A 14662-nucleotide genomic window follows, 5' to 3' on the forward strand; every position below is an offset into this window, starting at 1 on the left:
CCTACTAATACATTAAATGCGGGAATCAAAATGGGAAATAATCATGATCGTCAAGATTTGGGCATTCAAATCGAGAAGGGATCAAAGATAAAAATTAAACAAGTTAATCCCAATTTTAAAGCAAATTTAAAACTCCGCCTGTTAAATGATGATTCACATACAGAATCATCAGTGGAATTTTCAAAAAATGAGGTATCTTTAACTGCTAGTGCGTTATCAGTTCCTTTTATCGAGACTCCTTATACTCAAAAAAATAAGGAGACGCCAATTGTTGAATTTACTGTAGAAGGAACAAAAAGAGAATTACCCAAATATCAAAAAAATACTACAAAAAGTTCTTTTATAAACAAATGGAATCATGAAAAAGGATTTGCCTTAGTACAAGGCAAGAGATTCCAAACCTTATTTCCAGAAATAAACAAAAATCAAGTACAAGCTACCGATTTAAATAATGTTATTCAAATGTATGATGAAAACATTATTGGTTATTACAATCAATTAATCGGTTTATCAGATAGTGCACAAGATCCCATTAATCGCTCCTCAACTCGGCGCTTTTTCTACAAAGCAGATAAACATGGTGCAGGTGGTCTATATTATGGAGAATGGTGGGCAGCACAATCAGATAAGTCAGCCGATGCTTGGCTAGAAGATGGTTGGGGTGCGTTACATGAAACGGGTCATGGTTATCAAGGAAATTTCATGAGTAAAGGAATGAACACTGGCGAAGTATGGAACAATATTTATGGTGTGATTTATACTTACAAAAAATTTGGAAGAGATGTAGCTGATAAAAATACATGGTTATATGATTATGGAAAAAAGAATGAAATAGAAATGCGTATTAAACATCTTATAGATAAAAATACAATGAACTATAATCAACAAGGATTAAGAGATCAGTTAATTATTTTATCTAATTTGATTGATAAATCTGGTAATGAAGGGTTTAAAAACTTTTATGTAAAGTATCGCGAATTAGCTTCTCAATCAGGATATAATCCGGATCATTATCTATTACCAGATTTATTTGTAAAATATTTAGGAGAGCCAAAAAAATACGATTTTTCTGCTGTATTAAGTGCATGGAAGATGAATGTGAAAGAAGAATCGAAAAAATTTGCAGAGAAAAATGGGTATCAAATGGTTTCACATTTAGCACAAGTAGTTCCTGATCAAGAGTTACAGAGTGCTATCAATCTATTCACTAAACATAATCGTTTAAGTTCTGTTTTATCATTAGTTACCAATCAAGAATTAGATAGTCTAGGTCTAACAAGTGATATCAAATTACAGTTTCCTGATATAGAATTGTTTGAAGGGACGACATTAAAAATTTATAGAGATCATCAATTGTATCGTGAAATTCCTTTAAATAAAGAAAGTGTAACAATTGAAAACATGCCTAACGGCGTATATTCTTTAGAATTAGATACGAATGTTGGCTATATCTCTCAACCTTATTTGTTTGTGAAGGACAATCAAACGATAAACATCTCATTAGTAAATTATGTAAAAGAAGCAGCACAAGCTGTACAATCGTTATATCAAGAAAATACAGATAAAATTAAACCAGAAGTCATGCAAAAAGATATTGATTTCGCGAAAAAATATGTACTGGCTTTACCTGAAAGTAAAGAAAAAGACAAGCTACTTTTAAAAATAAAAGGAGCTTTCGATCAATTACAAGAAATTACCTTTGGAGGACTCGGTAATTGGCTTTTTGCAACACTAGACGTTTCGAATGGTCAAGCAGTTATACGTATTTCCAAAGGTACACCACATTCGTATTTCAATTATCCTTATGCAAGTATTCAGATTAATAGAGGGAATGAACAGGTCTACTTTAAAGAGTTTGTAGGAGATCGTTATATGGAAAAAAATGAAGAAAAAATCATTTCGTTAAAAGACGGCGATATTGTAACATTGATGCATCAAGAATATCGTAACAATAATCGATTCTTTTCTAATCATCCTGATTTATTAGAAAAAAATCAAGAAACTGTTCGTTTTGAAGTGAAAAACGGGCAGTTGGTATTGTTAAAATAGTTATAGGATAGTCAGTTGAAAAATAGTGACTTAATTTGACTAAAAGTTGTTGATTGTTCTAATGTACCTATTGTTTTTAATAGTAGCGATTACTCTAGTAGCAAAGCGTAATGTCTTTTTGTAGAATGTTTCAGTTTTTAATATGATATAAAACATTTTTAACGATACGTTATCTAAAGGTGTTTCTTTACAGAGCATACTTTGGATAACGTTTTTTATTTAGTTATGCACTATCATTTATTGTTGAAAGATAAAGAAATCCTATTTGACGAAAGAAAAAATATAGTGTTTAATGACAAAAGGTTGTTTGCGTAGGCATTACATAGAACGACATAAAAATAAAGGGGGTGATGATGAGATGCACAATAACGTATCTTATTTAAAAGAGTTGGGTTTGAACAAGTAACGACATACTTTGTTGAAACAACTTTTTTCTTCAAAGTATGACTTTTGAAAGAAGAAAGGACTCTTAAAATGAAACCAACAATCCAACCATATCAATATTATTTTATTCAACGTGAAGTAGATCAATTGCTTAATGCTTATTCCTCTGTGAATGATCCGAAAACGGTTCAGACAGTTCAAGCATTAGCAGCTGAAAAAATTCATTCTGTCATTCAGAAAGAATTACCTGAAATTACCGATTTTTTGGCAGTTGTAATGGACGTCACGCTCACACGGGCAAAAGCAGAGCGTGTCATGGAAGAACTAAAAACTTATGTCATACCTTTTGAACAACCTTCGAAGCAGCAAGTGGACAAAATTTTTCGGAAAGTGAAAAAGCTGAAACAACCAAACTGGTCAGCTTACGATCTTAGAGAGCATACTTATGTAGGATTCAATGATGCTGGGAGTCAAAGAAAGTATTTGCTTTATTATGATGAAGGAAAACTCCAAGGAGACTATGGTAGTCTATCACCAACCATTACAAAAGGGATTTGTGCTATTTGCCAGAAGACATCGAATGTTTCACTCTTTCTTTCTACGACAAAATCAGGCTCAGATGGTACTTATACGAAAAAGGGCAATTATATTTGTCATGATAGTGATACATGTAATCACCAGTTAGTGCAACTTGAGCCATTTTATGAATTTGTCCATCGCGTGAAAAAAGAACGATAGTTGATTGTAATTTTCAGAAAATCATGCTATATTTTTAGGTGAAGTGAATAGGTGATGGTGTTCGCCTTTAAACGTTTATTAATAAACTAATGACACCTACTAAAAAAAGGGATTAGTGTCCTCTTTTTTAGTAGGTGTCTTTTTTTAGGAGGAATTTTAATGGGGAAACAAACAACGAATATATTCAGAATAGGAGGCTATATGCTGAAATGGTTGCTGATTACTGCTATTTTAGGTGTGATCATGGGTAGTCTTTCAGCCTTTTTCCTAAATAGTTTAACGTTTGTAACTAATTTGCGCTTGACCCATACGTGGCTATTCTTTCTTTTGCCTGTAAGTGGTGCTGTTTTTGCTTATTTATATACAAATTATGGTGGGAATTCAAGTCGTGGGAATAATCTAGTTATCGATCAAGGAAATGGTGGGGAGGAAAGAGTGCCACTGCGTTTGATACCGTTGACTTTGTTTGGAACAATCACGACTCACTTATTTGGTGGTTCAGTTGGTCGTGAAGGAACGGCTGTTCAAATGGGGGGAGCCTTAGCAGATAACTTGTCGCGTGTATTTAAATTGGATCAATTGGAACGAGAAATCTTGATTATCAGTGGGATCAGTGCAGGATTTAGTTCTGTTTTTGGAACACCTTTGGCTGGAACTTTATTTGGATTAGAGGTCTTAGCGATTGGTAAAGTAAGAACAGAAGCTTTATTTCCAAGCTTCTTTGCCGCTATTTTTGCAAATCTCATGACAGAAAGTTTTGGAGTCACTCACACACATTATCCAATGGGAGAAATTCCTGCATGGAGTGGTCGTTTGTTTGTCAAATTAATGTTGGCAGGAATCATCTTTGGAATTTGTGGCTGGGTTTTTAGTCGTTCAATCGTCTTTTTGAAGAAAGTTTATGCCCATTGGTTTACCAATCCTGTTTTACGAAATTTTATGGGTGGAGCAATTGTTGTTTTGGTAGCTGTTGTCTTACAAACACAACGTTATCTTGGCTTAAGCTTACCTTTACTGCAAGATGCTTTTAATGGCAATGCGCATCCATTTGACTTTTTAGGAAAACTTGGCTTTACGATTCTATCGTTAGGTGCTGGATTCCAAGGTGGAGAAGTGACGCCTCTTTTTGAAATTGGTGCAACATTAGGTGCAAGTTTGGCACCAATCTTACACATGTCCGTCCCATTTCTAGCTGGGCTTGGCTTCATTGGTGTGTTTTCTGGTGCGACGAATACACCAATAGCTTGTTTTATTATGGGAATCGAATTGTTTGGTAGTGAAGCCGCTGTGTATTTCTTTTTGATATGTTTAGTCAGCTTTATGTGTTCTGGAAACAATGGGATTTATTCTGCTCAACAAATTGCTGTAAAAAAAGGGGTTTTCTTTACCCCATTACTTGAATCGTTTCGCAACAGGCATAAATAAAAAGCAAGTCTAAGTCACTTGAATGACTTAGACTTGCTTTTTATTTATTGGAGCTAGGTACTTCTTTCACGACTTAATTAAACAACGTGACTAACACAAGTAACAAATCAAATAGGAAAATCAACGAACATGCAATTAAATGCCGCTTTTTATTCATCATTAAAACAGCAATATATTCTCTAAGAAAAGCATTTGGCAAATAATACAAAGCTGTTTTTGAACCGATTCCGTTTGCCTTTAGTTGTGCTTCTCGTGCATACATTCCTGCACGAAATATATGATAGTTATTTGAACTGAAAATTGCTTGATAAGGGCCGTTCATTAGACGATCCATGATTTCCTTAGAAAAACGCATATTTTCTAAAGTAGTCGTTGAATTTGTTTCAACAAGAATCTGATCTTCTGGAATGCCTTTTTTTAACGCATAATCTTTCATTGCAACGGCTTCAGGCAATTTCTCATCAATCCCTTGTCCACCAGACATCAATAGCTTTGGTGGATTAAGTGTTGCTCGCTCTTGTGCTCGGTAAAAGGCGATTGCTTTATCAATTCGTTGTCCGAGTAAAGGGGATACTTTTTCGCCACCTAAAAGCCCCGCACCCAAAACGATGATGAAATCTTGGTTGAACCGTGGACGATTAAATTGGTACAGAACAGAAATCGTCAAGAAATTATAAAATACGACGAACAAGTAGAATAAAATCATTGGCACAACACTGAATAGAACATTTGCCCATTGTGGCAGATATTGAATTAAGAAAAGTTCAGTTAACAAAAAGATGGTTAAGAAAATGCCAAGTAATAACGTCAATAAATTTGCCAGTGAATGTGATTCTTTTTTTAGTACCACTATCCCATTCCAAAATAAAACAACAATCAGTATATATAATCCAAATAACAGGATTAAAAGAAGGGGAATAGCAATCAAGGCAAGTAGTCCACCAATGAAAACATTCTCTGTTTCAAACAATAGCATGACTAAGTAAATGCCAAAACTGATGAGAAATAAATTAAATAGCCACCCATTTAGTAGGCGCCTTTTCTCCGTAAAATAAAAAAAGGCAAAAATACTAAAGAAAAACAAGGGAATCATAAAAAAAAGTGAATGATAGGAAATTTCTAATACAATCAGATAAGTCAGCAATACGCCAAAAGACCATGTACTACCATAGAAAAAAAGTGCGGGATCTTTTTGTTTTTTCCGCCAATAATAAACACCAACAATGCCTAAAAAATAGAGAGCCATAAAAGCAAGATCTCTGGTTAAATTCATACGTTCAACTCCTTTTTCATTCATTAAGTATAACGAAATTTCTATAAAAAAGCTTTTAATAAAACCAAAAAATGGAAAGAAAGTGAGAAACAAAAAAGCGTGAGAGCCTTTGTCATGTGACAAAGGCTTCTCACACTAAATGAGTGGAAGTTTACTCAGGATCAAAAAAGATTTGTAAAAAATTCAGCAACATGACGCCAACCAAGAACAAAAATATTAGCTTTTTCGACTTTAGCAGTTGTGACGATGTCGGTAGCTGGTGCATCTTTTTCGTCTAAATAGCCAAGCTTATCATCTGCTAAAGTAATTATAGCAGTTCCGACTTTTGTTCCTTTTTCTGCAGGTGCTTGAATTTGTTTATCTGTCAATGAATCTTTTGAAAGTGTAGGTGTAATGTTCAACTTTCCTGTATCCATATCATTACGGACCCAAACTTTAACTGGTGACTTAAGTGCGACTGGAACAGATTGTTCTTTTCCGTCAAGAACATCGATCGTTTTCATGTCTGGGATACTTGCTCCAGCTTTTCCTAATTCTTTTTCGGACCAGTTGTCGTAGCAGTAGTCCATCAAGTTCGCAGTAGCAGTAAAGCGAGCACTTGGATTTTCTTCGTGACCATCTGCATTCAACACAACAGTGATTACACGACGATCATCTTTCTTGATCGTACCAACAAAACAGGCACCAGCAAAATCAGTTGTTCCTGTTTTTAGTCCATCAACGCCTTCTTTGTGATTGATGAATCCCGGAAGCATCCAGTTCCAGTTCACCATTTCAACTGGTGAAACAGTGTCCTCACCAAACATTTGAGTCGCAGTACTTGTGACCTCTAAAATCTCTGGGTAATCTAGAATCAAATGGCGAGCAACAATAGCAACATCACGAGCAGAAAGTTGATTTTCGTCTGTTTCGGAGCTGCCAGGGTAGAGATTGTCACCTAAATAGCTATTATTTAGTCCAGAAGCATTGACTAGAGTAGCGTCAGTGATTCCCCATTTTTTTAATTGTGATTGCATCATCTCAACAAATTTAGGTTCGCTACCAGCTATTTTTTCAGCAAGTGCAACAATTGAGGCATTAGCAGACTGAATTGCAGCAGAATCAAAAAGTTCTTTGACAGTATACGTGTTTTCTTTGTGCAATGGCACATTTGATAGATCCGGTGTTACACTTAGTTCCTCGGCATAATCTGAAATGGATACTTCATCATCCCAAGCAAGTTTTCCATTTTTAACTTGGTCAAGAATGATGTAAAGACCAATAATTTTTGTGACTGAGGCAATTCCCATTGGCGTGTCACCATCTTGGTTATACAAAATCTTGCCGGTTTCGGCATCAATTGCAAAAGCTGCTTTTGCGCCAACAGAAAATGTGTCATCAGCCCTAACAGTTAATGTGGGGAAAAGGGAAGCAACACATAAGATGAGGCTAGCAAACAGAACAACTAACCGTGTTTTTTTTATGGACATATTCGGTCTCCTTATTGATTTCTTTTCGTACAAATTAAAATTTTATCAGAGAGTGTGGGGACTTTCAATGTTTCTGAAAAAAACTTTAGATGTGATTGAATCAGGAGACGAAGAGTTAAATAGGAATAGAATTAATCGTTTTTTACGCGTACTTTAGCTGGTTGTGGTTCAAGTTCAACAACACGACTAGCGACAAATGCGAATAAGCTCATCATACTTAATAAACTAAAAATAATTAGTAATTGCATCGTTTTCACCTCGTTTAAGTTAATTATCAAGCTATTTTTGAAATTTATCTATTTGATGATTTCACTGTAACAGTTAATTTTGAATCATTTGCTGTGAAGATGAGAGGAAAGAATGGTTTAAATGTGAATAAAACATGAATGATTGAAAAAAGCGAAACCGTTTACTGGAGTTAATTCGTTTTATTGGGTTGAAAAAAATTGTTGTGGTAGACTTTAATTGTAGGAATGATTTTTTTAGGAGGGATACGTTTATGACAAAAATCGATAAAGAATTGTTGTCTCAGTTAGCTTCAGAAGGTGCAAAAGGTCCGTTCGTCACAATTATGTTGAACACACACGTTTCACATCAAGATGTTGAAAAAGATCAAATCAAATTTAAAAATTTTGCGAAAGAAGCCAAAAAACGTTTTGAAAAAAAATACTCAAAACATGAGTGGACTCCATTTAAAGAAAAGATTGAAGAAATCCTAAATGATGCTTCATTTTGGCGTAGTGGCACAGAGAGTGTGGCAGTTGTCTTAAATGAAGAGCAATCGTATATTTACCGTCTAAGTATTCCAGTAGATGATCAATATTATGTTAGTGATTTACCTTATTTATTGGCAATCATCAAAAACGCGCAATTCAACTATTCTTATTATTTATTAGGGTTGAATCGTGATTCCATGAAGTTGTATAAAGTAAACAACAAGATGGTCAAAGAAGTCGAATTACCAGAAGATGCACCGGTAGACATCGTAACAGCTTTAGGCGACGAATTAACAGGTGGGAATCTAAACTTTATTACGAGTGGAAAAGCTGGGACTTCAAAAGAAGGCATGACATTCCATGGAGTTAGCACAAAAGATGAAGAAGTCAAAATCGATTGGATTAACTATTACCAAGCGGTAGATAATTATTTACGTGATACATTTGAAAATCCAGAAAAATGGCCGATTTATTTATTTGCCTTACCAGAAAATCAGGCTGTTTTCAAAAAAGTAGCCAAAAACCCAGATTATCGTTCAGATGTTGCTGTCTCAGCGTCACCAGCTCAATTATCGTTAAAAGATATTGAGGTTGGTGCACAACGTTTGTCAAAAGAATTGGCGGATAAAGAAGCTGAAAGTTATAATAAATTATTGGATAAAAAATTCATTGATCAATTAGTGGATATTGTTCCAGCGGCGAAAGAAGGTAAAATTTCGCATTTGTTTATTGCAACTTCTAATTTAGTTGATGGCTTTGGTGAAGATCCAGAAACAGAATATGATCGACGTCAAGTTTTGAATCAATTAGCTGACGATGTCATTGAGACAGGCGGACAAGTCTTTATCTTGGATCAAAAAGAATCGCCTGATGAAAAGAGTTTGGTGGCGATTTTGAGATATTAAGGAAGGCTATTTGAGGAACAACGTGAATAAAGGTTGCGGCACAAAATGTTCAGCTCTGCCAAAACAACGATCAAGTATTCAAAAGAGTTTTACTACTTTAGTAAATAAAGAAATATTTTGATTAAACTGGTGAAATAAGAGTAAAAATGGCGCATAAAGATTATGCAGGAGCGCAGGCAGTTTCTAGGTAGTATAAAAGGCTTGCTCTGTTATTTCTCCTATTTTTGCTAAGAACAAGAAGTCAGACGTTGCGCTGGTTTCTTGTTCTTTTTTTTTGCGTATCCGTTTCCTTTCTTAATAATCAAAAAACTTCAAAGAAAATCGTTCGAATTCTACTTAAGGTGGGAATTGTGAAAAAATTGATTTTTTTTAAATAAATGTTCTAAAATTCTAGCTATTCTAATAGATGTGTGGTATATTAATAGTCGTAGTTTCTGTTCGGTAATTATGGTAGCTTGTTTCAAATAAACATCTTCCAGATATTCACCATACAAGTAATTGCAAAATATGTGTTTGAAACACAAGGAGGATTTTTATTATGGAAACAGGTACAGTTAAATGGTTTAACTCAGAAAAAGGATTTGGATTTATCACTGCAGAAAACGGAAACGACGTATTCGTTCATTTCTCAGCTATCCAAGGTGACGGATTCAAAACTTTAGAAGAAGGCCAAGCAGTAACTTTTGATGTTGAAGAAGGTCAACGTGGACCTCAAGCAACTAACGTTGTTAAAGCTTAATTAACCTATAAATTAAACAAAAGCTTGGAGTAGTTATCTTTTTGATAATTATTCCAAGCTTTTTTATTTTGTCGTATTTGTTTCTTTTTTCTTCATTCAACAAGCAAGGAACCAATTTTTATGGAAAAAATAAGAGCAGGATGTTAGGACGAAAATTCTTAGTCTTTTTTGTTATAAAAGTTCAGTAGCTAGTGAAGCAAAAAAATGCTTTGAGAAAGAGAGGGGGAAAAAAGCGTGAATCATTTTTGAACATTCATTCTGTCTTTTAAGGTGAAACACTTTTGTCCCAGCCTCTTCTTTGTAGTATAATTTCAAAAGAAACATCCGTACTAAAAAGTAAACGAAGCGGCAAGAGAAGAGGAAATTATTTTGAAACCAACAACTTATGCGGTCGTCGATATTGAAACGACTGGGACGAACCCAAAAGAAGATCGGATCATTCAATTTGGCTGCGTCATGATTGAAGCTGGTCGAATCACTTCACGCTTTTCGATCGACATTAATCCGGGGCGAAAGATTTCAAAACAAATCCAACATTTAACAGGAATTTCGAACCAACGCGTCCAACGTGCGCCTTATTTTGAAGATGTCGCACCGACGATTTACAATCTCTTAGCAGAAACAGTATTTGTCGCACATAATATTTACTTTGATTATAAATTTTTAAATCAAGAATTAATGCGGTGTGGTCTTCCAGAATTGAAGATTCCGGGGATCGACACGGTTGAATTAGCGCAGATTTTTTTACCAACAGAACCAAGTTTTCGTTTGAGCGATTTATCGGAAAGTTTAGGATTCATTCATGAAAATCCACATCAGGCTGACAGCGATGCGGAAGTGACTGGTCAGCTCCTTTTGCTGATTGAAGAGCGCATGCGTCAGTTGCCATTAGTTACATTGGAAGAGGTTGCCCGACTAAGCAAATACACTGGGATGGATACGAGTCGATTCATCGCACGTGTTGTTGAAGAAATGAAACAGCAAGTCCAGCCATTAGATGATTCCATTGAAATCATTGATGGAATCGCATTACAGAAAAAGCAAGTAGAGCTGTTTTCACAGATTCACTATGGTACGCAAACTTATCCAAGAAAAAAACAGGCAAAAGAGCGAATGTTTGGCGAAACATTGATGTATCGCAAAGAACAAAATCGTTTGATGAATGCAGTGTACGATCACTTCACTAAAAAAGAGGAACAAAAAAACTTGATGATCGAAGCTGCGACGGGAATGGGGAAAACGATTGGCTATTTGTTGCCACTAAGCTATTTAGCAACACCTGAGAAGCCTGCTATTATCAGTACTGTTTCCTTAGTTCTTCAGCAACAAATTGTCGAGAAAGACATTCCTTTGCTGAACCAATTACTGGATCAGCCAATCCAAGCGACTATCATCAAAAGTTTTCGTCATTATATTGATCTTCAACGTTTGAAAGCGACGTTAAACGAAGCACCTAGTCAAAAACAATATGCATTGTATCAAATGTCGGTTTTAGTTTGGTTGACACAAACTAAAACAGGTGATTTAGATGAATTACATTTGACGAATCTGAACCATCTCTTTTTCCACGATATTGCCCATCGTGGAGTTCATTTTTTAGCGCCGAATCAGCCATTTTATGAACAAGATTTTGTTCGTTTTTTATTGGAAAAAGCAAAACAAAGTAATTTTTTGATTGTCAATCATGCATTTTTAGTCCAAGAAACGTTACGCAAAGAGCCGTTGCTACCTGAAAGTCCTTATTTACTGATTGATGAAGCGCATCATTTGCCTGAGATTGCCGAAAAAATCAATGATCGAAGATTGAGTGTCGCACATTTCTATAAACAAGTTCAACAGTTGAATGAGGAAGGACAATTATTCGACCGAATGAGTAGTTATTTGCCGGATAACCATGAAGTGACTCGCTGGTTACAGATTTACCGACAGGAATTAGTTTCTTTATGTGAAGCTCAGTTCACGATTGCAGAAGGATTGACGGAGTTGTTGAATCAAAACGAAAACCATCATCAAGAAGAGGTCATGGTAACAAAAGAATTGTTAGATGAGTTACCATTTGAGGCAGGGATTGCGATTGACCATTTGCAATTATTTTATCGAGAAATCCACCAGCTTCATGAACAATTGAAATTAAGCTTGGAAATCATTCAAGAAAGCTGGTCAAATCAAATGCGCTTGGACTTAGCCAATTTGTATGCTTTGTTTGACCAATTAGACACGCAACAGCAATTTATGGAGCAGTGGTTGGAGGATTGGCGTGAACAGTTGATTCATTGGGTTGTACTTGGAAGTGGTCCACAGCAAATGATGTTTCATCTACATGATTTTCAAGCAGCGTTATTACCTACAACTGTTTGGTATCCAAGATATCAACATATTCTTTATATTGGCGGTACTTTGAAAATTGGTCCAGATCGGAACTATCTTTCAAAACGACTGGGTATTGAAGGAACGCCCTTGAAAGTGATTGCTTCACCCTATGATTATGAAAGCCAAGCAAGAATTTATTTGCCAACAGAAGCACCTGCAATAAACCAAGTAACAAGTCAGGATTATATCGAATATTTGACCAAAACATTAACGGGGCTGATCAAGCGAGAACAGCGACCTATTTTAGTCTTGTTCACCTCGCATGATATTTTGCAACAGGTCTATCAAAAGATGCATATGAGAATGTTGGAACAATGTAGAGAAATATTAGCACAAGGATTTGGCGGAAGTCGCGAAAAATTATTGAAGCGATTCATGTTGTCAGAAATGAGTGTCCTTTTTGGTGCTGACAGTTTTTGGGAGGGGGTAGATTTACCTGGAGATGCACTCCAAATTGTTGTGGTGACACGACTACCTTTTGACAATCCAAAACGACCAATGGTAAAAGCTAGAAATGCCTATCTTGAATCTAAAGGTATCAATCCTTTTTATCAGGAATCAGTACCTAAGGCAGCTTTAAAGTTACGTCAAGCATTGGGGCGGCTGATCCGTACCGAAACTGATCGTGGTGTGTTGTTGATTTTGGATCGTCGATTGCTCACTGCAAGATATGGTGGAAGAATGCTACGTTCCTTACCAAAAAAGGTAAAAGTCCAAGAAGAACCAATCGAAGTAATTTACCAAGAAATCAGTGAATTCTTAACAAAAAAAGAAGAATAAAGTCAATACAATCTTCCTATTTTGGGAGAAACATCTGTTATAATGAAAGGCAATGAAGATAAAGGAGCGACGATCCTTGAAGAAAGAATCAAAAAGAGAAAGAACCATTAATCGTGTATTGATTAGTTTGATCGTATTTTTATTAGCAGTAATTGTCTTTAGTTCGATTTTTTATTTACGATCAAATCGCCCTTACGCACAGGCGGAAAAAGAAGCGACAGCTCTTGCAAAAAAATATGCAAATTTGGAAAATGTGGACAAGTTTTACTGGTACACACGTGAGAAAACTTATTTTTCTCTAATGGGTACGAATGAAAAAAATCAAAAAATTGTGGTCATCATTCCAAAATCTGGTGATAAGGTGAAAGTTTTGGAACAAAACAAGGGTTTAACAGAAGAAGAAGCTAAACAAAAAATCCAAGAAGCGCATCCAGAAGCTGTGATTGAAAAAGCAACACTAGGAATTTTTGAAGATCAGCCTGTTTGGGAAGTTGTTGCTAAAGGGACAGACAATTCATTAAATTATTACCTGATTACATTTGAATCAGGGGACGAAGTGAAAACCATTCAAAATATCTAATTGTGAAGGGACGAAAAAGATGGAACTATCTAAGAGAGCACAACGTTTAGAGCCTTCTGTGACACTTGCAGCGGCAGCTAAAGCAAAAGCACTGAAAGCCCAAGGTAGAGATATCTTGAGTTTAACAGTCGGTGAACCAGATTTTGCAACACCTGAGAATATTCAGGAAGCTGCCATCCAAGCTATCAAAAATGGGAAAGCAAGCTACTATACGCCGACTGCTGGAATTCCAGAGTTACGTCAAGCAATTGTTGATTATTTAAAGCAACAGTATCAGCTTGATTATCAGACTTCACAGACCATCGTTACTGATGGAGCGAAGTTTGCCCTATACACGCTTTTTCAAACAATTCTTGATCCGTTAGACGAAGTGATTATTCCCGTTCCTTACTGGGTAAGTTATGGGGAACAAGTCAAATTAGCTGAAGGTGTTCCAGTCTTTGTCCGCGGAGAAGAAACAAATGCGTTCAAAGTGACAGTAGAGCAGTTAGAGGCTGCCCGTTCAGGCAAAACAAAAGCTGTGATTATCAATTCGCCATCTAATCCGACAGGGATGATTTACACCAAAGATGAGCTTTTGACAATTGGAAAATGGGCTGTTGCAAATAATATTTTGATTGTTGCAGATGATATTTATGGTCGTTTAGTTTATAATGGCAATGAATTTACTCCAATTGCCACACTAGGCGAAGCAATTCGCAAACAAACGATTATCATCAACGGCGTTTCAAAAACATATGCCATGACTGGTTGGCGAATTGGTTACGCAGTTGGTGATCAAACAATCATTGATGGAATGATTACGATTGCGTCACAATCCACTAGCAATCCAACAGCAGTCAGTCAGTATGCTGCGGTTGAAGCGTTAAGAGGAGAGCAGGATACGGTGGAAGAAATGCGTCAGGCATTTGAAGAACGTTTGAACCGTTTATATCCATTAGTGGCAGCATTGCCAGGTGTCAAACTTGCGAAACCACAAGGAGCTTTTTATTTATTTCCAAACGTGAAAGAAACTTTAGCTATTTGTGGATATAGTAATGTGACGAAATGGGTCGAAGATCTGTTAGAAGAAACAGGGGTTGCTTTAGTTACGGGTGAAGGATTTGGTGCAAGTGAGAACGTTCGCTTAAGTTATGCGACAAATCTTGGAACGCTTGAAGAAGCCGTGTTGAGAATTGCTCAATTTATTGAGAGTAAAAGTCAAAATGAATCCTGAAAGTAAAACAGGAAGAAA

10 protein-coding genes and 1 riboswitch are annotated in these 14662 nt (G+C 35.9%); of the genes, 8 read left to right on the forward strand and 2 right to left on the reverse strand.

The window, feature by feature from the left end:
* The first annotated feature begins 30 nt into the window (after positions 1–30).
* From AC4BD1_RS03375 to AC4BD1_RS03385, 3 genes are all read left to right on the forward strand, one after another.
* A complete protein-coding gene (locus AC4BD1_RS03375) occupies positions 31–2049 on the forward strand; it encodes a putative mucin/carbohydrate-binding domain-containing protein (protein WP_490485809.1) in 2019 nt (672 codons plus the stop codon).
* 474 nt (positions 2050–2523) lie between these two features.
* A complete protein-coding gene (locus tag AC4BD1_RS03380) occupies positions 2524–3171 on the forward strand; it encodes a FusB/FusC family EF-G-binding protein (protein ID WP_490466976.1) in 648 nt (215 codons plus the stop codon).
* 41 nt (positions 3172–3212) lie between these two features.
* Positions 3213–3277: riboswitch (Fluoride riboswitch) on the forward strand.
* Positions 3278–3330: 53 nt separating this feature from the next.
* The gene (locus tag AC4BD1_RS03385) at positions 3331–4596 is read left to right on the forward strand and encodes a voltage-gated chloride channel family protein (RefSeq protein ID WP_490466977.1); all 1266 of its coding nucleotides are present in this window, start codon (positions 3331–3333) and stop codon (positions 4594–4596) included.
* Positions 4597–4669: 73 nt separating this feature from the next.
* Here the strand turns inward: AC4BD1_RS03385 and AC4BD1_RS03390 are convergent, their stop codons facing one another.
* Positions 4670–5869: a YdcF family protein gene (locus AC4BD1_RS03390; RefSeq protein WP_206906966.1), complete on the reverse strand. Its 1200-nt coding sequence runs from the start codon at positions 5867–5869 to the stop codon at positions 4670–4672.
* A 161-nt stretch (positions 5870–6030) separates the two neighbouring features.
* A complete protein-coding gene (locus AC4BD1_RS03395) occupies positions 6031–7338 on the reverse strand; it encodes a serine hydrolase (RefSeq protein ID WP_206906968.1) in 1308 nt (435 codons plus the stop codon).
* A gap of 499 nt (positions 7339–7837) precedes the next feature.
* Here AC4BD1_RS03395 and AC4BD1_RS03400 point away from each other — a divergent pair, with 499 nt between their 5' ends.
* From AC4BD1_RS03400 to AC4BD1_RS03420, 5 genes are all read left to right on the forward strand, one after another.
* Positions 7838–8959, forward strand: coding sequence for a baeRF6 domain-containing protein (locus tag AC4BD1_RS03400; RefSeq protein ID WP_490466979.1), 1122 nt, complete (start codon positions 7838–7840; stop codon positions 8957–8959).
* Positions 8960–9497: 538 nt separating this feature from the next.
* A complete protein-coding gene (locus tag AC4BD1_RS03405; protein ID WP_206898494.1) occupies positions 9498–9698 on the forward strand; it encodes a cold-shock protein in 201 nt (66 codons plus the stop codon).
* Positions 9699–10067: 369 nt separating this feature from the next.
* Positions 10068–12848: a helicase C-terminal domain-containing protein gene (locus AC4BD1_RS03410; protein ID WP_490485810.1), complete on the forward strand. Its 2781-nt coding sequence runs from the start codon at positions 10068–10070 to the stop codon at positions 12846–12848.
* A gap of 52 nt (positions 12849–12900) precedes the next feature.
* The gene (locus AC4BD1_RS03415; RefSeq protein WP_206906973.1) at positions 12901–13428 is read left to right on the forward strand and encodes a cell wall elongation regulator TseB-like domain-containing protein; all 528 of its coding nucleotides are present in this window, start codon (positions 12901–12903) and stop codon (positions 13426–13428) included.
* 19 nt (positions 13429–13447) lie between these two features.
* Positions 13448–14644 carry a pyridoxal phosphate-dependent aminotransferase gene (locus AC4BD1_RS03420; RefSeq protein ID WP_206906975.1) on the forward strand — a complete coding sequence of 399 codons (1197 nt, stop codon included), beginning with the start codon at positions 13448–13450 and terminating at the stop codon, positions 14642–14644.
* Positions 14645–14662 lie beyond the last annotated feature (18 nt).

Source organism: Enterococcus sp. DJ147D b (assembly GCF_058216655.1).

Excerpts from the sequence above, each read along its gene's own strand:
- AC4BD1_RS03390 (WP_206906966.1), bottom strand. The coding sequence starts at position 5,869 with ATGAATTTAACCAGAGATCTTGCTTTTATGGCTCTCTATTTTTTAGGC.
- AC4BD1_RS03415 (WP_206906973.1), top strand. The coding sequence starts at position 12,901 with ATGAAGATAAAGGAGCGACGATCCTTGAAGAAAGAATCAAAAAGAGAA.
- AC4BD1_RS03380 (WP_490466976.1), top strand. The coding sequence starts at position 2,524 with ATGAAACCAACAATCCAACCATATCAATATTATTTTATTCAACGTGAA.
- AC4BD1_RS03400 (WP_490466979.1), top strand. The coding sequence starts at position 7,838 with ATGACAAAAATCGATAAAGAATTGTTGTCTCAGTTAGCTTCAGAAGGT.
- AC4BD1_RS03385 (WP_490466977.1), top strand. The coding sequence starts at position 3,331 with ATGGGGAAACAAACAACGAATATATTCAGAATAGGAGGCTATATGCTG.
- AC4BD1_RS03395 (WP_206906968.1), bottom strand. The coding sequence starts at position 7,338 with ATGTCCATAAAAAAAACACGGTTAGTTGTTCTGTTTGCTAGCCTCATC.
- AC4BD1_RS03405 (WP_206898494.1), top strand. The coding sequence starts at position 9,498 with ATGGAAACAGGTACAGTTAAATGGTTTAACTCAGAAAAAGGATTTGGA.
- AC4BD1_RS03420 (WP_206906975.1), top strand. The coding sequence starts at position 13,448 with ATGGAACTATCTAAGAGAGCACAACGTTTAGAGCCTTCTGTGACACTT.
- AC4BD1_RS03375 (WP_490485809.1), top strand. The coding sequence starts at position 31 with ATGGGAAATAATCATGATCGTCAAGATTTGGGCATTCAAATCGAGAAG.